At 36.1% G+C, this 24,068-nt stretch carries 20 protein-coding genes, 2 tRNA genes and 1 other RNA gene; all 23 read right to left on the bottom strand.

Annotation, left to right across the window (positions count from 1 at the left end; genetic code table 11):
• Positions 1 to 16: 16 nt before the first annotated feature.
• Positions 17 to 922 (bottom strand): hypothetical protein, encoded by a 906-nt coding sequence (locus tag KHM83_RS07660; RefSeq protein WP_213236410.1) that lies wholly within the window; start codon positions 920 to 922, stop codon positions 17 to 19.
• A complete protein-coding gene (locus KHM83_RS07655) occupies positions 919 to 2,079 on the bottom strand; it encodes an ATPase, T2SS/T4P/T4SS family (RefSeq protein ID WP_213236409.1) in 1,161 nt (386 codons plus the stop codon). The genes KHM83_RS07660 and KHM83_RS07655 overlap by 4 nt, the downstream gene beginning before the upstream one ends.
• 2 nt (positions 2,080 to 2,081) lie before the next feature.
• Entirely contained in the window at positions 2,082 to 3,245 is a 1,164-nt protein-coding gene (locus tag KHM83_RS07650; RefSeq protein WP_213236408.1) for a hypothetical protein, read from the bottom strand.
• A 166-nt stretch (positions 3,246 to 3,411) separates the two neighbouring features.
• On the bottom strand, positions 3,412 to 4,026 hold the full coding sequence (gene recR, locus KHM83_RS07645; protein ID WP_213236407.1) for a recombination mediator RecR: 615 nt from the start codon (positions 4,024 to 4,026) through the stop codon (positions 3,412 to 3,414).
• An 8-nt stretch (positions 4,027 to 4,034) separates the two neighbouring features.
• Complete coding sequence (locus KHM83_RS07640) at positions 4,035 to 4,382, bottom strand: YbaB/EbfC family nucleoid-associated protein (RefSeq protein ID WP_213236406.1); 348 nt, start codon at positions 4,380 to 4,382, stop codon at positions 4,035 to 4,037.
• Positions 4,383 to 4,454: 72 nt separating this feature from the next.
• Positions 4,455 to 6,299 carry a DNA polymerase III subunit gamma/tau gene (gene dnaX / locus KHM83_RS07635; protein ID WP_213236405.1) on the bottom strand — a complete coding sequence of 615 codons (1,845 nt, stop codon included), beginning with the start codon at positions 6,297 to 6,299 and terminating at the stop codon, positions 4,455 to 4,457.
• Between the two features lie 2 nt (positions 6,300 to 6,301).
• Positions 6,302 to 8,758 carry an HD domain-containing phosphohydrolase gene (locus tag KHM83_RS07630; RefSeq protein ID WP_213236404.1) on the bottom strand — a complete coding sequence of 819 codons (2,457 nt, stop codon included), beginning with the start codon at positions 8,756 to 8,758 and terminating at the stop codon, positions 6,302 to 6,304.
• Positions 8,759 to 8,770: 12 nt separating this feature from the next.
• Positions 8,771 to 11,200: an HD domain-containing protein gene (locus KHM83_RS07625; protein WP_213236403.1), complete on the bottom strand. Its 2,430-nt coding sequence runs from the start codon at positions 11,198 to 11,200 to the stop codon at positions 8,771 to 8,773.
• A gap of 149 nt (positions 11,201 to 11,349) precedes the next feature.
• Positions 11,350 to 11,598, bottom strand: an RNA gene (gene ffs / locus KHM83_RS07620) — signal recognition particle sRNA large type.
• Between the two features lie 7 nt (positions 11,599 to 11,605).
• Positions 11,606 to 11,695 (bottom strand) — tRNA-Ser (locus KHM83_RS07615).
• Positions 11,696 to 11,697: 2 nt separating this feature from the next.
• Positions 11,698 to 12,156 carry a nucleoside deaminase gene (locus tag KHM83_RS07610; protein ID WP_213236402.1) on the bottom strand — a complete coding sequence of 153 codons (459 nt, stop codon included), beginning with the start codon at positions 12,154 to 12,156 and terminating at the stop codon, positions 11,698 to 11,700.
• Between the two features lie 61 nt (positions 12,157 to 12,217).
• Positions 12,218 to 12,292: transfer RNA gene (locus KHM83_RS07605), tRNA-Arg, on the bottom strand.
• 20 nt (positions 12,293 to 12,312) lie between these two features.
• Entirely contained in the window at positions 12,313 to 13,122 is an 810-nt protein-coding gene (locus KHM83_RS07600; protein WP_213236401.1) for an OmpA family protein, read from the bottom strand.
• A gap of 6 nt (positions 13,123 to 13,128) precedes the next feature.
• Positions 13,129 to 13,800: a hypothetical protein gene (locus KHM83_RS07595; RefSeq protein WP_213236400.1), complete on the bottom strand. Its 672-nt coding sequence runs from the start codon at positions 13,798 to 13,800 to the stop codon at positions 13,129 to 13,131.
• A 17-nt stretch (positions 13,801 to 13,817) separates the two neighbouring features.
• Positions 13,818 to 14,201, bottom strand: a complete 384-nt coding sequence (locus KHM83_RS07590; protein WP_213236399.1) for a hypothetical protein — start codon at positions 14,199 to 14,201, stop codon at positions 13,818 to 13,820.
• Between the two features lie 18 nt (positions 14,202 to 14,219).
• Complete coding sequence (locus tag KHM83_RS07585; RefSeq protein WP_213236398.1) at positions 14,220 to 14,648, bottom strand: hypothetical protein; 429 nt, start codon at positions 14,646 to 14,648, stop codon at positions 14,220 to 14,222.
• A 384-nt stretch (positions 14,649 to 15,032) separates the two neighbouring features.
• Positions 15,033 to 16,439, bottom strand: a complete 1,407-nt coding sequence (locus tag KHM83_RS07580) for a helix-turn-helix domain-containing protein (protein ID WP_213236397.1) — start codon at positions 16,437 to 16,439, stop codon at positions 15,033 to 15,035.
• Positions 16,440 to 16,586: 147 nt separating this feature from the next.
• Positions 16,587 to 17,495, bottom strand: a complete 909-nt coding sequence (locus KHM83_RS07575) for a diacylglycerol/lipid kinase family protein (RefSeq protein ID WP_213236396.1) — start codon at positions 17,493 to 17,495, stop codon at positions 16,587 to 16,589.
• A gap of 659 nt (positions 17,496 to 18,154) precedes the next feature.
• On the bottom strand, positions 18,155 to 19,027 hold the full coding sequence (locus KHM83_RS07570; RefSeq protein ID WP_213236395.1) for a ParB/RepB/Spo0J family partition protein: 873 nt from the start codon (positions 19,025 to 19,027) through the stop codon (positions 18,155 to 18,157).
• A complete protein-coding gene (locus KHM83_RS07565) occupies positions 19,020 to 19,793 on the bottom strand; it encodes a ParA family protein (protein WP_213236394.1) in 774 nt (257 codons plus the stop codon). The genes KHM83_RS07570 and KHM83_RS07565 overlap by 8 nt, the downstream gene beginning before the upstream one ends.
• Positions 19,794 to 20,040: 247 nt before the next feature.
• Positions 20,041 to 20,754: a 16S rRNA (guanine(527)-N(7))-methyltransferase RsmG gene (gene rsmG, locus KHM83_RS07560; protein ID WP_213236393.1), complete on the bottom strand. Its 714-nt coding sequence runs from the start codon at positions 20,752 to 20,754 to the stop codon at positions 20,041 to 20,043.
• Positions 20,747 to 22,636, bottom strand: a complete 1,890-nt coding sequence (gene mnmG, locus KHM83_RS07555) for a tRNA uridine-5-carboxymethylaminomethyl(34) synthesis enzyme MnmG (RefSeq protein ID WP_213236392.1) — start codon at positions 22,634 to 22,636, stop codon at positions 20,747 to 20,749. The genes rsmG and mnmG overlap by 8 nt, the downstream gene beginning before the upstream one ends.
• A 10-nt stretch (positions 22,637 to 22,646) precedes the next feature.
• Positions 22,647 to 24,017, bottom strand: coding sequence for a tRNA uridine-5-carboxymethylaminomethyl(34) synthesis GTPase MnmE (gene mnmE, locus KHM83_RS07550; protein WP_213236391.1), 1,371 nt, complete (start codon positions 24,015 to 24,017; stop codon positions 22,647 to 22,649).
• Positions 24,018 to 24,068 lie beyond the last annotated feature (51 nt).

Below are 24,068 nucleotides of genomic sequence, written 5' to 3'. Positions count from 1 at the left end.
AGGCCCCCTTTTTCTCTCAGTACTTTAACTGGTCACCCTTTATCAGCACAAAGAGTGTTAAAATCACTGCAAAAACGGTGACCGCAAAGACATAGCCCGCTAATGTATGCTGATGATAAAATAGCCATATATAGCTTTCTTCCCGTATCACTTCAATAATCACCCCCAAAAATACGCACATACAGATCGTTACCATCATTTTTTCACGCTTAAGTTCAATTTGGCGCTTATTCAGTTCGATTTGGATAGCCGTGTGTTCCACCTGAAGTGCTTGTATAATGCTAATCACATCGCCGCGCCGCTGATAAACCTGTTCGATATTCAAAATAACATAGGCAAAATAATCGTGATGTGCCCCTTGTCTTAGTTGCTCAAAGGCAATCTCCGGACTCAATCCCTTTTGAATACTGTAATTAAATCTATTCAGCAAACGTATCAGATAACGGTCTTTAACCAGTGTTTCCGCATATTTCAATGCTGAAATAATATCACCTGTCTGCAAGAGCCCAGCGTGTATAGACTGCAACAGCCCGAGTAAGGATTGATCAACACCATCTGATACCTTTTGAATTAAAAACTCGATAATGATGACAGGCAATATCAGCCAAGCGGCAAGTGCAATCCCACTTGTGAACAGCGGTGCATGCCAACTCGCCAAGAGCGCTAAAACAAGTGCCAAGAGTGCAGCGTACAGATAGCCGATACCTTCTTGAATAGCATAGGCTGCTTTCGTGCCAAAGAGTATTTCAAGTTGAAGTCCCTCAATTAACTTATGGATGTATTTTTGATGCCATTTGATCGAGTGATACTGCAGATGATAATCGTATTGTACTTTTTCATCGCCCAGATCCACCACAATCCATCCCACTGCAATAAGCCAAAGCGCATTGGCAACAAACAGCAAACTATTGACTATCATCATATGATTTGCTCCAATACAGGCTGTGATATCTCTTCATCATAACCTTTAACGCGAACAACTTCCTGCACCTTGAAAGCCTTCAAATAAACAATGACATCCATACTCTGACAGAGCATTTTCATTAATACGCTTTCTGACAATCGCGTTCTTGGTTCGATCATGGCCAATAATCTGTAAAACAAATCATTTGGAGATGTGGCGTGGACTGTCGTCATGATCCGATGGTCTGTATGTCCTGCTTGAATTAAATCCCAAGCTTCCGACCCAATGATCTCGCCAATACAGTATGTATCAAGTCCCATGGTCAAACCATCTAAAATAAGATCACTCAATTTTCTCGAGATACCACCCAAATAGTCTTTCTTGATCGTCTGTGAAATAATGTTGGGTTTCTGTGGATAAAGTTCCACATCCGACTCACATATCAACACGCGCTCCAAGTTATCCACCTCTTCTATCATCGCACGCAGCAATGTCGTTTTGCCTGCTGCGCCTTTGCCGCAAATAAAAATATTGGCACCTGCTGCATTGATCGCTTTCAGTTCACTGAAAACGGTATCATCCATCATCCCCATATCTCGCAGTTTATCCAGCGTTCGGATACTGTGATTGTGTTTTCTTATGTTTAACGTGGACCCATTGACATTTCGAGGCGTGATAGCTGCATTGATTCGCAGCTTGTTCTTATGATCACTGATTCTGCAATGGCTGTCAGCATCATTGAGCACACCGCCGTTACGGATAACCACGAGTTTACAATAGCTCTCTAAAGCTGATTCAGATCCAAAGTTGCAGTCTGTCACTTCCCACTGACCGTTTCGCTTAATCATCACGTAATCATATCTCAAAACATCAATGTCGGAAATCGAAGAATCTTCAATGAGGTACTGTAAAATACCATATCCAAATAATCTGTTAAACAAATCCCGCTTTGCTTCATCCGTATTAAAAAGTCCCTTTTTCTGATCAACCATTTTACTAATTTCATTTTTGAGAATATCCGCTGGGACATTCCCTAGTTCTACGTCAGCGATGAGATTCGAAAATTTTAAGACAACTTCATCCTGCAGTTCAACAATCATCTTCGTTCGATCCGAGTGATTTTTTCTGTTTTGATACGCATGCTGCGGCATTGAGAGCGAATTAACGGACCCCATTGTTAACGCCTTCCTTTCAGTAATTGACGTAAAACGGCGCTTTTAGAACTTAAATACTGCTTTTTAAACAAAGCGCGCAGTACGTCAGCATTGGCTGAATGCCAAAGCTGTTTTTGATTGCTTTTCAAAAAATAAAAGTAGAATTTTCCAGTCGGCAAGCCACGCCGATTTTCAATGAGTTCCAGTGTATTGAGTATCACACGAACATCAGCTCTATTTGATGTCGCCATCAATACACTCATTTCACATTCATGCAGTACTGACAAGGTTAGTTCGTCGTACAAGTTCATCGGGAGACAGATAAAGATCACATCGTATAGACGTTTTAAATCGCTAACCATGCCCATGACGGATTCTATTTTATAATGTTCATAATTATGCGGATTGTAATTGCCAAAGAGAACATCTAAATGCTCTGAATAGCGATGAACGATAAGCGGTACCATTCGCTCTACAGCCAACCCCTTCTGCTGAGCATCTACCAAGACATTAAAAGCAGTGTTATCGCGTCCCGTTAACTGCGTTTTCAAAGATGTTTCAATCTGTCGAACATTAAAGCTGTCGTCTAACGTTGGCTTCAACAAGTCGCCATCTATAATCAGACAATGATCATAACTCATTTTTTGATAAGCCTTTACCAATGCTGATGCAGTCTGGGGATGGCCGATAAGTCCGACAATACATGGCGATGAACGCTTGTCATAACGTTTCTTTATCCAATGACTTTTTTTCTTTTTTGTCTGCTTTAAAGGTGTCTGTTTTAAAGGTGCTTGATTAAGGCAATCATACTGTTCACGAATAAATGCCTCGTCTTTTTCACTAAAGGCGAGCGCTTCTTCCAGATAAGCTGTTTTAAGCGAGACTAGCCACGCTGCCTCATAATCTACCATGAGTGATTGAAGATTTTCCAGTGATGAAAAATGACGAATGTGTTCACTGGGTTCATTTAGCTTCTGTACGCCGAGATAAACAAAAAAGGTAACTGCTGTCATGGTTTTAACCAGTGCCGCCTCTTCGCTCGTCACAGGACTAATAATAACGCAAAGCGGCTGATCTCTAAGTGCTTCTTCCGATAAAGTATAAAGGCGTTTCAATTTTAATTGATCCGCTTGAAATGACATGTATTCACTTTCTTTTTTGACTAAAACAACACCATAGGATTCCATAATGACCCATCGACTTTCCAGATTATGGTATTACTATAACACGTTTGGAATTTCCTGTAAATATGCAAATGCCATTTTTTTACATTTAAAAAAGCAGCTTTCAAATTGAAAGCTGCTTTTTATACAATTTCATTTTTATTATCATTCGAATGTCTGTTAGGAATTTTTATTGGCCAGAAGTGTTCAAGTGACGTCTGCCTTCCATTGCCTTCGCCAGCGTTACTTCATCCGCGTATTCGAGATCGCCACCAACTGGAATACCGTGTGCAATACGGCTAACGTCAATTTCTACGGCTTTCAGCAGTTTTGAGATATACATTGCCGTCGCCTCACCTTCAATGGTTGGATTCGTCGCTAAAATAATCTCAGAAACATCTTCATTTTGCAATCGAATAATCAATTCTCGAATCTTGATTTCATTGGGTCCAATGCCAGAGAGCGGTGATATGGCCCCATGCAAGACGTGATAGAGACCATGATATTCCTTCGTATTCTCAATGGCAATCAGATCTCTTGGTGATTCGACGACACAAATTTGCGTGGTATCCCTTCGATAATCTGTACAAATATCGCAGTACTGCTGATCGGTTATATTGAAACAGCGCTCACAATAACGCACTTTGCGCTTGACGTCCAGTATGGCTTCAGCGAATGCAACCGCTTCAGACTGCTCCATATTGATGATATGAAATGCCAGCCTTTGAGCAGACTTTTTACCAACGCCCGGCAATCTTGAAAATTCTTCTATTAATTTTGTTATAGCCGGTATAAATTTCGTCATGTCATCCTCTAAAACAAGCCCGGCATTCCTAAGCCACTGCTGTATTTGCTCATACGCTTATTGGTTTCATCTTCAACGGTTTTTAAAACTTCATTGGTTGCAACGATGATTAAATCCTGCAGCATTTCAATATCATCCGGATCAACGACTTCCGGCTTTAGTTCAATTTCTAAAATTTCCTTTTTGCCGTTTGCCTTAATGCGGATAGCACCACCGCCCGCAGTTGCTTCAAAAGTCTCCTGCTCAATTGTTTCCTGTGTTTGCTGCATATCACGCTGCATTTTCTGTACCTGTTTCATCATACTGTTCATATTGTTCATATTGCCCGGTATTTTGGGGCCTCTTCCTTTTGCCATTGGATCCTCCTCATTTTAATTAACGCCAAAAGACATATCACGCGATATTAAAAGTGCTTCATGCCGCATGGCTTATTTGATTTCAAGTACATCTTGATATTCCTTAAAAAAGGCCATAATCTCTTGCTCTTTCTGCTTTTCAATTGGCTCATCTGAGGCTTTTTCATTATCGACAGCCATAAAGGCCAGTTGAATCACGTGCTTAACGAGGGAATGCATCAGCTGATTGAGATAATCATAATTCTGCTTGCTTTCCAAAACACCAACAAAGAGCTTATTCTCTGCTCTTAGACCAATTGTAATTTTATTTCCCGAGACGTCGGCAACTGCAGCACCTTCAAGTGCAGGATAAATCCCTTTTTTCTCACGTTGAACCGTCTCCATAAAAGTATGCCATACTTCATTAACCATTTCAAATGTCAAAGCCGAATCTGTAAATTCAATAATGTCAGAAACTTTCTCATTCATGGCTTCTTTCTTGGCATCACTTGCAGTCTCTTCTGGCTTCAATGCTTCCTGTGCCGCTTCATGAGGTGCTTCATCTGATTTACTTGTTGATTCTTTTAGCTTTTCCACTTCATTAAAGGGTTCTTTTAAAACGTCATCCTCTTGTTTAACGTCTACTTCATCCGCGGATTCCACCGGGATTTCTCCCGCTGCTGCTGTTTCCTGATTTTCAACTGCTATCTCAGTGGTTTTCTCTGTTGTTTCTGTCGTCATGGCAGATTTAACAAGCGGGGAATCAGATTTGTTCGCTATATAACCTTGTGCTATTTTTTGCTCCAGTTTGGCAATGCGTTCAAGCAGCGCTTCATTGGATGTATCCGCTTCTGGATGCAATACTTTAACCAGTGTTGCCTCAAAAACAATGCGCTGATTTTGTGCATATTTAATTGATTTGGACAACTCAATAAATGCATTGAGCCCCCTTGCGATTTGAGGCTCTGTAAACTGTTTACTAAGTTCTATTAAAAGATCTATATAATCTTGAGATGCATTGATTAGCAAATGATGATTTTCATCAATTAACTTAACAACTAACAAATCTCTGTAAACATCAATGATACCATTGACAAATTGAGTTATATCCTTGCCATCGCTGAGAATACCATTAACCATTGTCAATGCCTCACCGCTTTTTCCAACAGCCATATAGCGAATCAGATCCAAGAGCATGTTCTTTTCTACGAGGCCAAGCATTTCAATAACACCGACCACTGTCAGCGCGTTGCCTCCGATACTCAAACACTGGTCTAAACTGCTGAGTGAATCACGGACGGCGCCATCACTTTTTCGGATAATCAATCTCAGTGCTTCATCTTCATAAACGACATTCAACTTTTTGCAGATAAAAGCTAGTCTAGCAAAAATATCTTCCTGTGACACACGCTTAAAATCAAATCTTTGACATCGTGATAAGATCGTTTGTGGAATCTTATGCACTTCTGTTGTCGCCAAGATAAAAAGCACATAGCCTGGCGGCTCTTCCAGTGTCTTCAGCAGTGCATTAAAGGCACCACTTGAAAGCATATGAACTTCATCGATAATATAGACTTTATATTTTCCGTTAGAGGGTGCAAACTTAATGTGTTCTCGCAACTCTCGGATATCGTCGACACTGTTGTTGGAAGCAGCATCCATTTCTATAACATCAATAAACTGTTCATCTAAGATACTCATACAGTTTTCGCATTGATTACACGGATTGCCATCTTTGTTATTTAAACAATTGACCGCTCTTGCAAATACTTTTGCAGTGGAAGTTTTACCCGTTCCACGTGTTCCTGAAAACACATAAGCGTGACCGATGCTGTTTGCCTTTATCTGATTTTTCAGCGGTACTGTGATGTGACTTTGACCAATGACTTCGTCAAAGTCCAACGGCCGCCACTGGCGATAGAGTGCTTGGTAAGACATTGTCAACTCCTTAAATCATCAATTATAGTTTGAATTCTCTGAGGTGATTCTTTTACGACTTTCACCATTGCGTCGACTACTTCCGGCGAAAACTGCGTGCCCGAACACCTTATTAATTCATCAACAGCTTCGTCGATGCGTTTTGGCTTCGTATACGATCTTGCTGAACTCATTGCGTCAAATGCATCTGCAACACCGATAATCGCAGCATAGGTCGGCAATTCTGATAAGCCATGGTTTTCAGGATACCCAGTCAAATCATAGCGTACATGGTGGTATCGAATGCCTGCCGTAATGTTGCTGTCAAGTTTAATCGACTGTAATATTTGAATACCCTTTTCAGGATGCTCTTTAATAATTTCATATTCTTCTGGCGTAAGTTTCCCAATTTTATTCAGAATTTTTTGATTAATCCCTACTTTGCCGACATCATGTAATAAACCCGCTATTTCAATATTTTCAATTTCTTCATTACTATAGCCCATTTCATTGGCAATTTCAACTGAAAATCGTGAAACGCGCCGTGAATGCCCTTCTGTATATTTATCCTTTGCTTCAATAACGTTAACGAGTGCTTCAATGGTATTAAAATACTGATCTCTGAGCTGATCATACAAAATCGCTCGCTGAATGACAATGGAAGCTTGATTTTTAAACATCCTTAAAACATTTAGGTCACTGCTCTTCATTTTTGTCTTCAACCCAATAATCATAACGGCAATCACTTCTTGTTCAACCTCAAGCGGTGATATAACCAAGTACTTGACATCTTCTGCAAATGGATTCTGTTTGTGATTCAGAGCGTTGATATCAATTACGCTCAAATCTGTCCCATCAATATTCAAAACATTCTCAAAATCGCATAAATACGCATCTTCCTCATTCTCTAATGTACTTGCCGTCGCCTTTAAAGACCATGTTTCGTCGGACTCCTTGACATAGATTGTGCCAAGTTCAACATTAAACAAATAATCAATGCGCCTGATAATATTATCCAGCAATTCATTGACACCCCAATTGCTGATTAATGATGTGTTAATTTGATTGATGTATTCAAGTTCTCTATTCTTCCGAAGAATTCTGCTTTGCAGCGAAATTTCTTCATGAATAGATTTTCCAATAAATAAAATTTGATCCTTATCCCATGGAATACTCTTTAAACTAATAAATTCTGAAGTCGTTTCCGACATTGTCTTATGTCTCAAATTCAAAAAGATCGGATCATTTGATAATTTTAATAGTCTTTCAGGCGTCACACTTTCAAAATCTTCAATAATAAAATCCATAAATGACTTGCCGATAATCTCATCTCGCCTATAGCCCATTTTTTGAAGATATGCTCGGTTGACATTGGTAATTTCCAATGATGTCGTAACCGTTATCAAGATTTGATCGACAAAGTCTGTAAATTCATCTCGAATATACGTTGCAACAGACAATGTGTTTTCAAGATCGTTTAATGTTTGATGCTGCACTTCATAAGTACTGTTAAACTGACTTTTTTCATTTCGATAGAGACCAATTTGATTTTCAAGCGATTCGATATGCTTCATTAGCTTTTGCCCTTGCTTTATAAAGCCATCAATCTCCTTTTGAATTGGAAATGCGGTAGACATATTGTGATGTGAATTAAATTTTTTGTGTTCAAGCGCTGAATCAATCTGCTCAAGCTGTGTTAATAAAAGCGTCAATGGATCATCGTTTATTCTGCTCATTTTTAAATACAGAATACTGAGAACGATTAATGCCGCATAAGCAAAAATGCAATACGTAATAATCTTTTGATGAATATACGTAATTTCATTCGTAAGCTGATCCATAATAATAACTTCTATTGGCAAATGCTGAAGTAATGACTGCATGGCCAAATAGGTATCGTCGCCAATAGGCACAATTTCTGCCGTATAGTTATTGAGATTGCTTAAAGGTGTGAAATGTTCGCTTTGATATATTAATGCACCATTCATGTACAAACCAATATCGACTATTCTGCTTTCATGAGACAGCGATTCCTGTACCATACTTCCCAAATCTTTTTTAAAAATCAAAATGCGGTTGTACTCACGATTGCGATTGATAAAATAGATGAACTGTTTAGATTTATCCAGTACGATATTACCCGTTTTTAGCAAATTGGTAATGCGCTGTGTTTCTTCGATATCATTGCTGGGATTTGATGAATTCATAATCGTAATATCTTTTGATGCCTCAATTAATTGGATGGTATCATCCGTTATAACCGGCATCTCATTTAATGCGATTACAAGATTCTCAAGCTGGCTAATACTATTGTTAAGATCTCTGCTGTACAACTTAAGTGTTTCTTCACGTTCCATTACGAGATTGTTGATTAGCGTCTGCTCGTAAGACAGTGAAATAGCAAGTTGAATCAGCAGCATCGGTAAAATCAAGCCCGCAATTATTAACCATTTTTTCACATTATAAATCGTCAGTTTCATAAACACTCCAAATCAGCTGGTCTGGTAAATCCGTTCAATTTTTTCACTCTGATTAAAAACAATGTCTTTGAGGACATTAAAAATCTGCGGTGCATAAACCGAACCGCTCATTGCCTTACAGTGTTCAAAAAAACCTTCAAACTCAAAAGGATTTTTGTGCTTATAAACAAAGACATCAAAGTCATTGGCAATTCTTATGATTTGTGCGTAATAAGGCTGTTCGTGCATTTTTTCATCATCCTGATGCTTCCAGTCAAAATTCATATGATGATAGGCAATCCCTTCCAAAATTTCTTTTGAAAGACCAACATTTTCAACCATTTTCATTCCAATTTCACCGTGTACCTCAACATCGTTAAAGTATTCCAGTGAATCATCTTGAAAGGCCAGTTTACCGACATCATGCAAGAGACCCGCAATAAAGATTTCTTCAGCCTCTGTCTTTGACAGAAAAAGTCTTTCTGCGATCGCATTGCAGATCTCAGCAACGCGTCGTGAATGACCAGAAAAACGATCCGATTTAATCTCTGTCGCGTTGACAAATGCTTCTACTGTTTTAAAATAATTGGCTTTAAGCTGATCGTATAGGACAAGCTTTTCAAGTGATATTGTCACATTGATGGCAATGGATTCAAGCATAACAAGTATATCTGAGTTAAATGGCAAGTCGCTAATAATCGCCATGACACCAAAAGATTTGTCAAAATTGGAAAGCGGCAGGTAAACAATACTCCGTCCGTTATTAAGGATTTGAGCAATTTGCATTTCTTCAAATTCCATATCATTTTCTGTATTAATCACGATCATTCGGTTTTCTGCATAAGCCACACCCATATGTGTTCCATGGAATGGCAAATTATCTTCGTAAAGGTGTTCGACACTGTAACCGGCGGCAGCAGTTTTATCGAGTGTTTGCGTATCACTCATCAATCGTATTGTACAAGCATTAAAATTGCCTAAAAAAGCCACCTTGTCCATAACTTCCTGTAGTGTCTGATCCATACTAACATTATTGTTGATAATCTTCGTGACTTCATTGATAAAATGCAGGTCTCTTGACTTGCGTAAATAATTGTAGTGCATCTTTGAGTCAAAATTACTCGTGTTCGTTGCAAATAAAATTGCTTGAAGTGTATTATTAAAGAAAATACGCTTGGTCTTGCCCAGAAGTGCTTCGCCTCCATTTACTTGTTTCAGTTTGAGTTTAATTTTATTATAATCTCTTTTTTTAAGGAGCCTTGAACCTGTATCAATATCCATGAGCAGATCACTGAGTTTAATTGTCTGAGCGCCGGCTTCAATAAGGTGCTGCCTCAATTGTGTATTAACAAATGTAATTCGGTCTTCTGAATCGGCGATCCATACAAGCGATGGTGTTACGTTTGAAATAGCTGTAAGCTGTCTATGATTGGATGCAATTTCATCGCGGCACTTTTCAATCTGTACACCTAATTCCGCAAGCATATCTCTGTTTTCTTGAACTTCTACCCATTCTGTATATTGTATTTTTTCGAGCACTGCTCGCTCTCTTTCCATTTCCTTTAATTTAAATTTAACTTGATGAAATAGCGTTTTTATCATCTTGAGATCTGTAAAACTTGACTGCTTTTCAACAATATCAATTTGTTCAAAGAAGCGGTCTATCGCATTGTAAAAGTGCGTGATAACGTATGTGAGAAACCCAAGAATAATAGAAACGGTTAACAGGACAATTGGTATACCCGATAACACTGCATAAATAGTCTCATATGGATCTTCACTTAAATAGATAAGCTGGTAAGATTCATCAAGAAGCTTAAAGGGAATTGCATTCGTCGCTTCACTGATGGTTGTATCTGTGACAATACCATTTGTATCGTACAAGCGTTGGCCATCGTTAAAACTGAGTAAAAAAGTCTTTTCAGTTATATTGCTGAAATAAACAATAATATCATCAATGGATACATCATAAGTGATAATGTCTACATCATTTGACGTTTCAATCTTATAGGATATGGAAATGATATCCTTCATAGATATTGGATCGAGATAAGGTGCCGATATATGCCCATTAACTGTTGCACGATCCATCCAATCCTCTGAATTGACATACGTGGCAGTCATCTTCTCATTATCATAAATTTGTATCCTTTGACTAGAGATAACATGTATATTTTTGATCATATGGTTGAAATTTCTAAACGTTGTAAGTGCTTGCGAAATTTGAACATCATCCTTCATCTCAAAGGTATCAACGATCAAATTGTTAATCATTAACATATCTTCCTGAAAATGTTCTACCTCATGCTGAATATGATCTGTGTAATTTGTCTGGAGCAAATCATCCGATTTTTGCGGAATAAAACTTCTGGACAAGACAAAAAAACCATAGAGCATCACAATCAATCCAATGGCAGTGTATTTAATGATACTTGTGATCAGCCTTGATTTTTCCGCTTTCATCGATTCCTCCTTATCATATTATAACGGATATTATGACGCTGTGATATGCCAACTCATCAGAAAGAACCCAAAAATAATAAAAACCATCTAAAAAGATGGTTAATGTGGTGTCATCAATAATGATTTCTATCTTTATATAATATGTAAAGCCGTGCACTCAGCTTCGAATAAACAATTCACTATCAATGTCGCCGACTCCTCTCAGGCACCCTTGCGGCACATAGAAATACTCACTTATCGCTGCTTCCTTCCGGACCTGACGAGGTTCATAAGTTTCTATTGCGCAAGACCCAATGATCAACATCAAACGCTTAGAGATAATGGCGTTACCCTCCACTGAGCATCGACCCTGCAAAGCAGCAGGTTACAAGAAATTGCTAATTTCCCATCTAGCACGGCAAAGTTTGGCGGAGAGAGCGGGACTCGAACCCGCGGGGCCGTTACAGCCTTACACGCTTTCCAGGCGTGCCCCTTAGCCAACTCGGACACCTCTCCGTTTATCGTCTTCTCTTGTTAAAAAAGTCTTTCAATAATTGAATACAACGTATTTCGAGCAAACCACTTTCTACATCGCAATAATGATTAAGGCCCTTTACGTCGAAAAAGCGCATCACAGATTGACAAGCACCACTTTTCAAATCTGGAGCACCATAATATATTTTACGAATTCTAGCCTGATAAAGTGCCCCAGTACACATAGGGCAGGGCTCTATAGTAACATAAATATCACAATCTGTCAATCGCCATCCACCGAGGATTTCAGACGCTTTCCGAATAGCATTAATCTCTGCATGCCCCAATACATCTTCACTTGTCTCTCGCGTATTATGTGCACGAGCAATAATCCGTCCCGATTTTACAATCACTGCACCAATGGGCACTTCGCCATAATGAAGTGCTTTCTCAGCCTCTTCAAGTGCTGCGAACATAAAAGTTTCATTCTCACTTTTACACATAAGGCAATACCTCATTCCTAAAAAGCATAAAAACTCTGTATATACAGAGTTTTGTTTGCAATGGCACCCCCAGCAGGAATCGAACCTGCAATTTGCCCTTAGGAGGGGCATGTTATATCCATTTAACTATGAGGGCATTCTATACAACAAATAAGTCTACTTATCTTGAATACCCCTGGCATTATAATCTGTAAAGTAAATCTCTACACGATCATTTAATTCCTGTGTTGTCTCATCTAAAGATGCTGGTTGACTAGAACCACAATTAAAAGTCATGATAACTTTTGCTTTTACACCTTTATCTTCTAGGTATTTTTTAACCGCCTTCATTCGATCTTCACTTAACGTTTGCTCCAAAATAGAGTTTTCAAAATTCGGATAACCATTGGCATGACCTTCAATCGAAATCATTTCTTCTGGAAACATTAAGGCTGTCTCAATAAAGGAATCAAGCAGTGCCTTATCATCATTACTTATTTTAAAGGACTGAGCTGAAAAATACAAGGTTTGATCTGTTGTCTTTAATAAATTTATTTGCACTGCCGTATAGGGTTTCGTCATGATACTGATATCCTCTGATACGATAGTATCTTGCGAATCTACTGCATTTCCTTCATCAGAAAGGTTTTCAGCATTGTCAGAATTCGTATTTTCGTCTGTTTCATTTTCAACGGATTCGTTTTCATTTGGCTCATTTTGATCTGTATTTACTGTACTTTCAGGTTCATCGGCTGGCGTATTCTGGGCAGCAGCAGTACTATCCGGATTTTCCGGTGTTGCATCATCTTCAATTTTTGACGTTGTATCAATAAATTCAGAATCGCTGTTTTCATTGGCAGCAGGTGATTCGCTGTCATTTGATAAATGCGCATAGAGATACGAACCGCTAATAATCAGTGGAATTGTAAAAACTAGCAAAATGATCGCCCGAAACAACGCTGGTTTTATATGATTATTATCCATCATATCGACCTACTTCTTTGGTTTAACAAACTCAACCAAGTTAATAATTTTCTGGATTTCATACTCAATCATCGTATTCTGATCTTCTTGAAATTTCTTTCTGTTTTTATTGATATCTTTTAAGTCTTCAATCCTTTTTTCCAATTCACGTACCGTGGCATCATTTCGATTAAATATTTCCTGCGTTGTTGACACAGTTTCTTCCAGTACTGTATTTAACGCATCAATACGTTTATAAGCATCATTAAGCAGTTCTTCTAAACTAATACTGGAGACATTCATAATATTCAGTACAGTCTCACGTTTAATATCAAGCGGCAAGTTTTCAGGAATGGCTTTCTGATAAACATCTGCCATAAAAATTGTCTTTTTGACTTCATTTTCCAAATGTGCATTACGATAAATTTCTTCTATCGTCAATAACTTGTTTTTTTCATAGGCACCAATGATTAAATCAAGTTTATCGCCAATATCTTTCGGTATATCCTCTGTGGCAATAGGTGTTTCCACTTCAGTTGGTGTTTGGTCATTCTCCAGTTGTGTTAAATCAGGTACAAAATCCAGTTCGGGAATTTCATCATAGGATTCTTCCGTCACAGTTTCTTCAACATCATCTTCAGAGCTCTTATTAATTGGATCAATCAATCCCATTTTTTCAAATATCGATTTTTTTGGCACCACGGTTATTTCCTCCCTATTTATTCGCTAATTTTGCTTTCAAGATACTGTATTTTTCCTCTGTTGCTCTTTATAATCGTTTTATAGGAATCTAGGATCTCATCCTTCTTTTCTATCTGCATTTTTTTCTTACTGACTTGGTCACTAAGAAACAAGATAGTCTCGTTTAAATTATCAATCACTTCTTTTTGAATAATGCCAATATCTGATGGATCAGTTGAACTATAAGTAGAAGTCACTTCAATGGTGTTTTTAATAATTTCAATGCCCACATCATCAATATAGGTAATATTGCTTCTCGTCTGAATATGGTTTTTTAGCAACTTTTTATTTTTATTGATCTTTTTATAAACGGTTACTTTGCTGACTCCTAACATTTTAGCAACTTCTATAACTCTGTACATAACCTCACATCACTTTCGTTAAACCTTTTTCGACAGTGCCGTTTGCAGCTTGCTAATGGCATCAAGATCTTCAATTAATTTTTTTTGATAGGATAACAGCATATCATCTTTCATGGATAACTCATCATCTAAATTGACGAGTTCATGCTTTAAAATTAAAATCTTATCGTAAAGGATATCTCTTTCACGCTCAAATTTTGACCGAACTTTCACAACGCGCTTTTCTGGCGCGATCGTTTCTGCGCCTTCCTCTGTTAATTTTTCTTCACCGCTTTGCGTACCGAAAAACAGTGTTTTTAGGATGGCAATACCACGTTCTTCAAAATAGGTGACGCCTTCTATTTTTTTTATATTTGGATCGAGGATTGCCTTATGTGTAATCATCTTTTCAAAAATGTCAACTTTCTCAACCCCAATCAATTCTGCAGCCTCACTTATTTTATACACCAACTCACCCCCAAATCGTTTACAGTAAATTTACTGTAAACGATAAAATTCATGCATTTACAACATGTTCTAGCTATCTTAATTCTACAAAAATAATGCAGACAATTCAAATATTATTTACAATAATTAGAATAGTCTGCATTATATGTTGCAATCAAACGATTTAAATATATAACTGTAAAGTTAAATCATATCATATCTATGTATATGACTTGTTGTTAAGTTAACACAATGACATTACAAACATTATTTTTACTTCGTTTCTTAAATTTCATTAAATCATCCATTCATTTTGAGACATCTAAAATTTATATCATACCTTGTATTTTTGTTTCATACTAAAACAGTTTTACCGGCTGTATCATTTTAGTCATTTGACTTTCTTTATTGGTTTGTGTCAATATGATACGATTTTAACTTTCTATAGAGTGTACTTCTTCCAATACCAAGGATCTCAGAAGTCAAAGTCATATTATGTTCCATTTTTTCGTAGATATTCAAGATATACTGCTGCTCAACTTCTGCTAGTGTTTGATAGGTATCATGTGTATTTACGACAATATCTTCTGCTGTAATCGTCTTGCCCTTTATCGCGTCGACAACTGAATTTTCAATGATTGTAACAATTTCATCTATTTGCTTGCCATTTGATAATTTTAACATCATCGATTTAAAACCATCTGAAAAGTCATAGCGATACCGTTGTAATAAGCGCTCTAAATCAATTTGATCAAAGCGATGATCTTTAAAATCTGTTGTATTAATCACTTGGTGACACATTCTTGTACTAAATCGTTCATTTAGCATTCTATTTTCACGCATTTCACGCGGCTTGTAAACAGATGTCAGTATTATATTCAAACATTTGCAATTACTGTGTTTTTCTTCATTTTTTTGAATTATTTTTTCTTCCGTGTAAACCGTTAACATCATTATTTGCTCAACTTCCAATGCATGTATGTTATCAATTACAACTGTTTCATTTTGGGAAAGTGCCTTCTTTATAACCTCTTTCCGCATGATTGATGGAATTTTTTCAATATCAAGAAATACCATATCTTTGTAACGTGTCAATGCGATATACCATGCTAAGTTGGACTTTCCGCTTCCCTTTGGGCCATAGACATAAATCGGCAGCCCAATGCGAACCATATTGTCCAGTTGCCGTTCCAGCATGTCTTCTTGTGCTTTTGGCAGCATAATAAAATGGCTCATTTCTAGAGACGTTGCTTGTTTGCCTGCTTGCATTGACATATTATGCTTTGTAACATTCATCATTTGTGATTTAAGTGCTTTCATTTCATATGCGTTGATCGGCACTTCTGTAAAAATAACTAAATATGCAATAATCTCTTCTTCATATTTTAACGGAATTGCATAACTGTCATACACTGTCATTAAAGATAAATAATGTTCTTCATGATGCACAGATTCATCCTTTAGTGTTTTTAACGCAATTGCGCCAGCATTTGTACCAATATTTTGTTCTAATAGATTGTGTATGGATTCAAAAATAGCATCGTAAGTGACACGGAGAATCACATCACCATCAGGATTTATAATGAATAGATTCCAAATTTCCCGATTGAGTAACATGAGTAAATTTTTAAGAGTTTCAATATCATACTTTTCTCTTTTCAAACTTGTGTTTTTTTCATCAAACAAGTTTTTTTCGTGATTTACATTATTAAGTCGACAACGATACCAAGATAACGCAATTTCATCACGAATAATTTTTCGATTAAGTCTACCGGTTCTTATAAACTGCTTTTTTGCATCTAAAATCATCATAAAAGTGTCTTTTCTCCTTAAGCCCTCTTATAACGCCCAAATTTCATTTGTACGATGTTTTTTGGTTCTGACAACCCAATCATCTTTTTTACTATTTTTTTCAAATATAGGCCATCTAAATATTACAATATTTGTAAATAAAGTCATCTATTCTTTATCTTCCATGTTTTTAAACACGCGAATGGCATTGGGAATAATTTTAATGGTAGCTGGCGTTTGACCAACGAGATTGCCATCAATATTTATATCATAGCTGCCATTCTCTACCTCAATTGATCCGTTTTTAATACGGCGTAGTGAGACTTCATCGAGATCTGATAAGCGACCTGAATAGACTTTTTTAATACTTCGTACAAATTTCAATTTTGGAACATCATCAATAACACAAACATTTAAATACCCATCTGATAAATCTGCATCTGGCGTAATATTCATTCCGCCGCCAATGAACTTTCCGTTATTAAATGCAATCAATATTTTTTCGCCTTTTAGTACTTCACCATCAATTGTCAATCGTACTATTTTGGGTCTAAATGCAACCCCCTCTTTTAATGTACTCATATAGTATGCAATCTCACCTGGTAATTTCATTTTTAATTTATCCGTCATTCTAATAATCGGACCATCAATTCCAAAAGTACATGAATTAATATAATAAAATTCATTTACTTTTCCAAGGTCAAGTAATTGTGTTTGATCCTCAATAATTGCTTTTATTTGATCATTAAGTTTATATTGGTTAAAAAGTGATTTTATAAAATCATTACCACTACCATATGGTATCACACCAATTTTAATTTTGTTATCCATCTTTGGCCCTAAACCATTTACGAGTTCTGATAGCGAACCGTCACCGCCAATAACAACAAACTCTCGATAACCATTGTCATACATTGTGCTGGCAATTAATTTTATATCATCTTTAAATCTTGAAATTTTAAAATCTGCTTCTATCATGTCGCGATGTGTATTGAAAAATGATTTAATATCTGGCATAATTTTTAATGCTTTACCATTTCCAGATACGGGATTTACAATCACTAATATTTTTCTCATTTTTACCTGCTAATTTTTTATTTTGTACGAAGTGTTTTATCAACTTACCATTTTCAATAGGAACACTGTCCTAATTAAAAAATACAGCATCTACTGTCATTACTATTTTAACACACTTTTATGCACTATTTTCAACATTTAAGGTGCCTTAAGACATTAATTCTTTGTGTATGCTCGTTTTTTTGATTTTTAGTATACTACTATTATGAACTCGCTTCGCTGCACTATGCGCCTATACGAGCTTAATTTTGATATTTGTTGTTCTATTTTATGACTCAAGGACTCTATTTAATGCTTTTTTTATTTCATATTAATCTTTTATTATGATTGATAACCTTAGAATGAATTGTTTCACGTGAAACATATGTGATTTTAACTAATTTTTATTTTAGCTAAAAAGAGCTTTATTGACCACGGAAAAGTATCATTACATACATACTTAATTAATAGTTAGTCATCAATATTTTTATAACTTTCTCTTTTTTATTGATTAAGTCATAGCTACTCATTCATTAAAAGATGACTATTATTAATGTATATTTCGAATTTTTTTACCATTAAGAAATCTGCTGCACGGTGTTTGATCAATTAAGTGGTACATAATCATTAAATTCTTTGTCGCTGTATTACAATAAAAAAGTAATGTTTCACGTGAAACATTACTTTTTTATTGTATCTATAATGCGATTTAAATCATCAATATTATAAAAGTCAATTTCAATTTTTCCTTTACCATTTTTTTCTTTGATATTAATCTTAGTCCCAATATGGACTGCAAGCTGTTCTTCTAAATGAATAATTTCTTGTAGTTTTCTTGGACTTTTTCGTTTAACTGGCATTTTAAAAACTTGATCAAAGTTTTTAACAAGTGCTTCTGTCTGTCTGACACTTAAACCATCCGTTATAATTTTATCGTATGCCTTCATTCTGTCCTTCACATTATCTAGTCCTAAAAGGGCTCGCCCATGTCCATGAGATATAAGTCCGTCAGCAATACTTTTTAATATTTCTGGTTCTAATTTTAACATCCTAAGGTAATTGGTTATAAATGATCTACTTCTACCTACTATTTTACTCAAATTTTCTTGTGTCATGCCATATAAATCAATTAACTTTTGAAAGGCCATTGCCTCTTCTATTGGATTAAGATCTTCTCTTTGTATATTCTCAATTAAAGCAAGCTGTGCTATCGTAAACTCATCAACCTCTTTCACGATTGCCGGTACTTTTTTCATTTGAATATGTTTACAAGCTCGCCATCTTCTTTCACCGGCGATGATTTCATAAAAACTATCTTTTCGCTTCAATACAATTGGTTGTAATAAACCATGAATACGAATAGATTCAGCTAATGCTTCAATTTTTTCCTTATCAAATTGTCTTCTTGGCTGTTCACGATTTGGAATAATGAGATCAATATCAATCTCATCAATCAAATCACCACTTTCATTAATTTTCTGTTTAATATTGAGATCCGCATCATCAGGTATGAGAGCGCCCAAACCTCTTCCTAAACCCGTTTTTTTAGACATTTGTATTCTCCCTTTCTAAAAATTCCACAGCCAAATCCTGATAGGCCTCAGCCCCTTTAGATTTTGAATCATAGTAGATAATTGGCATACCATAACTAGGAGCCTCTGCCAAACGAATATTCCTTGGTATCATCGTGGTATATACAATGTCTTTAAAATGCTGCTTAACTTCCTCAACAACCTGTATACTTAAATTTGTTCGAGAATCAAACATACTCATTAATACACCTTGTATTTCAATATCTTGATTAATACTCTTTTTTATAAGATTGTACGTATTCAGCAGTTGACTTACACCTTCTAATGCATAGTACTCACATTGTATAGGAATAATAACAGAAGTAACTGCAACAAGTGCGTTTATGGTTAGCAATCCCAAAGAAGGAGGACAGTCAATAAAAATATAATCATATTGATCTTTAACATGATCAATAATATTTTTTAAAAGATACTCTCTGTTTTCAAAGTTAATGAGTTCAATTTCAGCGCCAGCCAAGTCCATACTGCCGGGTAAAAGATACAAATCTTTATAATCAGTTTCGATAATACTGTCTTCTACTGGAATTTCACCAATTAACACATGATAAATACTGTTCACCACTGTAAATTTATTAATGCCAACGCCACTTGTTAAATTACCCTGAGGGTCGTTATCCACTAATAAGACACGCTTTCCCATCGCACTCAAGGCTGCAGATAAATTAACGGCTGTTGTCGTTTTTCCAACACCACCCTTTTGATTGAAGATAGCAATGACCTTATTCATGATGCCCTCCTATACTCTGAATGTAATTATTATATCAAAAAATATAGATTAAAACCATTGATTTACAAACGACTATCCTATATTTCGCATTCAGACCTTTCGTTAGTGTTATATAAAAACAAAATGTTGAAATATATTCATGTGAAAAAATAGACGATTGTATTATCTATCTAAAAGTAATACTAATGAACAATGATTGCCATAATCATAATTTTTATTAAAATAAAAACGGTATCCTAAGATACCGTTAGAGTGGATTTTTTTTTGGCATGCCAGCCTTTCTTGGATATTTTTTTTGTATATTTTCCATTTTTTGGAATATCATTAATTCTCTTTCACCCGAATTTTCAGGAAGCACTATACGTATCGTTTCAATGTATCGCGTTTTCATTTGCTTTAGCGCATTCTCAGCATTTTCGAGCTCTTCTGCATATTTAAGGCTTTTATAAGCGACAAAATAGCCACCAACTTTCACAAATGGCATTACGTACTCAAGCAGCATTCTCAATTCTGCAACAGCCCTTGATACAGCAAAATCATATGTTTCACGGTATAGAGTATCTCTACCATAATCCTCAGCGCGTCCATGAATAAATTGTATGTCTTTTAACGTCAAATCTTCTTTCAGCATTTCTAGAAATGCGATGCGTTTTTTAAGTGAATCTAAACCAGTCACTTCGATTTCAGGGTATAGTATTTTTATTGGGATCGCTGGAAACCCAGCACCCGTACCAATGTCAATAAGCCGCTTTTGTTTTGTCTCAATTTTATAAGTATCAAAAAATACCTTGATTAACATTGAATCAATAAAATGTTTAATATGAACATCCTTTTCATCTGTAATTGCCGTTAAATTATACTTTTCATTTTCACTAACAAGACGGTTATAATAATGATCAAACAATAATTGCTCACTGCTTGAAACTGGCAGTTTAGCTGCTTTGTATAGCGCATCATGCATTTTTCTTTCTCCTCATTTGCTCAATATAGACAAGCAGTACAGAAATATCGGAAGGTGATACACCTGAAATTCTCGATGCTTGTCCAATTGAAGCAGGTTTAATGGCATCAAGCTTTTGCCTTGCTTCCAGTCTCAGATTCTCAATATTTAAATAATCCAGTTCTATTGGTAATTTTCTTTCTTCTAAATCCTTAAATTTATCAATCTGTTGTAATTGCTTTTTGATATACCCTTCATATTTTAATGATACTTCAATCTGTTTTATAATATCCTTTGAAAGCACTGCAGGTCTCGTCACGTCAATGGATACTAAATGCCTATAAAAAATTTCGGGCCTCTTTAATAATTCAATGATTTTAATACTTTGCATAACTTTACTGCTGCCAATTGCTTCTAAAATAATATTAACATCATTCATTTTTAAATTAGTGGTTGCTAAACGATTCATTTCATCATCAATAATACGCATTTTTTCTTTAAAACGCTTATATCGGTCCTCTTTTACAATTCCTAATGCATATCCTTTTTCTGTTAATCGCATATCAGCATTGTCTTGTCGCAAAATTAAACGATACTCTGCCCTTGACGTCATCATACGATAGGGCTCATCAGTTCCTTTTGTAATTAAATCATCTATTAAAACACCGATATAAGCTTCTGATCTATCTAAAATAAAAGCATCTCTGTTCTGAACCTTTAAAGCCGCGTTAATGCCAGCGATTAAACCTTGCGCTGCTGCTTCTTCATATCCTGAAGAACCATTAAATTGTCCAGCTGAAAATAACCCCTCTACAGTTTTAAACTCCAATGATAGTTTTAGTACTTGCGGATCTATACAATCATATTCAATGGCGTATGCAGGTCTCATGATTTCGACATTCTCAAGTCCAGGTATGGTTCTCATAAACGCCAACTGGACATCCTCAGCCATACTTGTAGACATTCCTTGAACATACATTTCATTAGTATCTCTGCCTTCCGGCTCAATAAACAGCTGATGTCTTTCTTTATCAGTAAATTTTAATATTTTTGTTTCTATTGAAGGACAATAGCGAGGACCAGTACCTTCTATACTACCTGTAAAAAGCCCAGACTTATCCAAATTGCTTAAAATCACTTCATGGGTATGATGATTTGTATAAGTCAGCCAGCATGGCATTTCATCCAATGGCAGAGAATCATTCATAAAGGAGAATAGTTCATATTCTTTATCTCCCCATTGTACTTCCATTTTATCAAAATTTAACGATCTTTTATCGACGCGCGCAGGTGTTCCCGTTTTAAACCGTCTTAGTTCAATGCCTTCTTGACGCATGGAATCACCTAATGCATATGAAGCTGCCAAACCATTGGGACCACTAAGTATTTCAGCCTCACCAATAAATATTTTGCCGCCTAAATACGTACCTGTTGCTAGGATCACTGTTTTAGCTCGATAGTGTGCACCCGTTTGCGTAATGACTCCCTTGATTATTTTATTTTCAATGACTAATGCAATGACTTCTCCTTGCTTAACCGCCAAATGTTCCGTATTTTCCAAAACGCGTTTCATTTCAACATGATATTGATGTTTATCAGCTTGTGCTCTTAATGAATGAACTGCAGGCCCTTTAGAAGCATTTAACATCTTGCTTTGCAAAAAAGAACGATCTATATTTAATCCCATTTCTCCGCCAAGTGCATCAATTTCTTTAACGAGATGCCCTTTCCCGGTACCACCAATTGAAGGATTACATGGCATCATGGCTATAGAATCCAAATTAATTGATAATATAAGCGTTTCGATACCCATCCTAGCACTTGCCAGCGCTGCTTCACAGCCCGCATGTCCGGCTCCGACAACGATACAATCATATGAACCTGCATCAAAGGTTCTAATCATAAGACACCTCTTACTTTCCTAAACAAAATTGACCAAAGATCTCATTCATCAAATCTGATGAAACGCTATCACCAGTAATAAAACCAAGTAATTCAATTGCTTCTTTAACATCCACCTCAATAAAATCATACGGCAGTCTATTGATAGTCGCCTTTATTGCTTCATTGACATGCAGTTGACTTTTTTCAATTAACGCGATATGTCTGGCATTACTAACCATTTCCGATTGTGTACTTGTTGTCCCACCTTCGTCAATCATATATTGTATCGCATTTTCTATTGCTTCAACACCAATATCTTTAGACATAGATGTATAGATAATTTGATGCGATTCAAATTGCTTTTTAATGTAGTCAATTTCTATATTTTGTTCTAAATCACTCTTATTAACTAATATAATAGCTGGTCTTCCCTTTACTTTATCAATTAATACATGATCTTCTTCTGTTAACTGCTCTGAGCCATTGAGCATAAAAATAATTAAATCAGCAGTATTAAAATATGATTTTGATTTTTCAACACCCATTTTTTCAACGATATCTTCTGTTTCACGTATGCCAGCCGTATCAACAAGTTTAATGGGAATACCATTAATACTTAAAAATTCTTCTATAACATCTCTCGTCGTACCCGGTATATCGGTTACGATAGCTCTTGCATCTTTTAACAGTGCATTCATTAAACTTGATTTGCCAACATTTGGTTTTCCAATAATAACAGTCTTTAGACCTTCTCTTACAATTTTACCTGTTCTTGACGTTTTAAGTAAATCATCTAATATTTTTGAGGTCCTTTGTAAATCATTTTGAATTTCTTGGTATGTGATCTCTTCGATATCCTCTTCCGGATAATCGATACCAACTTCAACACGTGCCATTAATTGTACTAATGCGTGGCGTATATGATTAATTTTTTTTGATAAATTTCCCTCCAGCTGCTGAATGGCGATGTCAAAACCACGGTCCGTTTTGGATTGAATTAAATCCATAATTGATTCTGCCTGTGCTAAATCAATACGTCCATTCAAGAAAGCTCTTTTGGTAAATTCACCACGATCAGCCAATCGTGCTCCATTCTTAAGGCAAAGTCTCAATATCTCTCGAAGCGGAACAGCACCACCATGACAATTAATCTCTACAATTGATTCTCTTGTATACGTATTTGGTGCATGCATTTTTACGACCATTACTTCATCAATAAGTCGATCTTCATCAAAAATATAACCATATTTAAATTTTTTATCTTCCCATGTAGACTTTTCACTTTTTGCACGAAAGAGCTGATCAATAATTTTAAAAGAATCTGAACCGCTCATTCTTACAATGCCAATAGCGCCTTCACCAATTGGCGTCGAAATGGCAGCAATGGTATCTGTTAGCATGCTTTTTATACCTCTTTCAAAAGATTTATAACTTCATTTTACTGTCACAAA

It is taken from the genome of Fusibacter paucivorans (assembly GCF_018390735.1).
GTDB lineage: Bacteria > Bacillota > Clostridia > Peptostreptococcales > Acidaminobacteraceae > Fusibacter > Fusibacter paucivorans.
This window is presented reverse-complemented; position numbering and strand designations above follow the sequence as displayed.

Excerpts from the sequence above, each read along its gene's own strand:
- mnmG (WP_213236392.1), bottom strand. The coding sequence starts at position 22,636 with ATGATTAGAACCTTTGATGCAGGTTCATATGATTGTATCGTTGTCGGA.
- KHM83_RS07650 (WP_213236408.1), bottom strand. The coding sequence starts at position 3,245 with ATGGAATCCTATGGTGTTGTTTTAGTCAAAAAAGAAAGTGAATACATG.
- KHM83_RS07580 (WP_213236397.1), bottom strand. The coding sequence starts at position 16,439 with ATGATGATTTTAGATGCAAAAAAGCAGTTTATAAGAACCGGTAGACTT.
- rsmG (WP_213236393.1), bottom strand. The coding sequence starts at position 20,754 with ATGCATGATGCGCTATACAAAGCAGCTAAACTGCCAGTTTCAAGCAGT.
- KHM83_RS07600 (WP_213236401.1), bottom strand. The coding sequence starts at position 13,122 with ATGATGGATAATAATCATATAAAACCAGCGTTGTTTCGGGCGATCATT.
- dnaX (WP_213236405.1), bottom strand. The coding sequence starts at position 6,299 with ATGTCTTACCAAGCACTCTATCGCCAGTGGCGGCCGTTGGACTTTGAC.
- KHM83_RS07660 (WP_213236410.1), bottom strand. The coding sequence starts at position 922 with ATGATGATAGTCAATAGTTTGCTGTTTGTTGCCAATGCGCTTTGGCTT.
- mnmE (WP_213236391.1), bottom strand. The coding sequence starts at position 24,017 with ATGCTAACAGATACCATTGCTGCCATTTCGACGCCAATTGGTGAAGGC.
- KHM83_RS07655 (WP_213236409.1), bottom strand. The coding sequence starts at position 2,079 with ATGGGGTCCGTTAATTCGCTCTCAATGCCGCAGCATGCGTATCAAAAC.
- KHM83_RS07570 (WP_213236395.1), bottom strand. The coding sequence starts at position 19,027 with ATGTCTAAAAAAACGGGTTTAGGAAGAGGTTTGGGCGCTCTCATACCT.
- recR (WP_213236407.1), bottom strand. The coding sequence starts at position 4,026 with ATGACGAAATTTATACCGGCTATAACAAAATTAATAGAAGAATTTTCA.
- KHM83_RS07630 (WP_213236404.1), bottom strand. The coding sequence starts at position 8,758 with ATGAAACTGACGATTTATAATGTGAAAAAATGGTTAATAATTGCGGGC.
- KHM83_RS07625 (WP_213236403.1), bottom strand. The coding sequence starts at position 11,200 with ATGAAAGCGGAAAAATCAAGGCTGATCACAAGTATCATTAAATACACT.
- KHM83_RS07640 (WP_213236406.1), bottom strand. The coding sequence starts at position 4,382 with ATGGCAAAAGGAAGAGGCCCCAAAATACCGGGCAATATGAACAATATG.
- KHM83_RS07575 (WP_213236396.1), bottom strand. The coding sequence starts at position 17,495 with ATGAGAAAAATATTAGTGATTGTAAATCCCGTATCTGGAAATGGTAAA.
- KHM83_RS07590 (WP_213236399.1), bottom strand. The coding sequence starts at position 14,201 with ATGTACAGAGTTATAGAAGTTGCTAAAATGTTAGGAGTCAGCAAAGTA.
- KHM83_RS07610 (WP_213236402.1), bottom strand. The coding sequence starts at position 12,156 with ATGTGTAAAAGTGAGAATGAAACTTTTATGTTCGCAGCACTTGAAGAG.
- KHM83_RS07565 (WP_213236394.1), bottom strand. The coding sequence starts at position 19,793 with ATGAATAAGGTCATTGCTATCTTCAATCAAAAGGGTGGTGTTGGAAAA.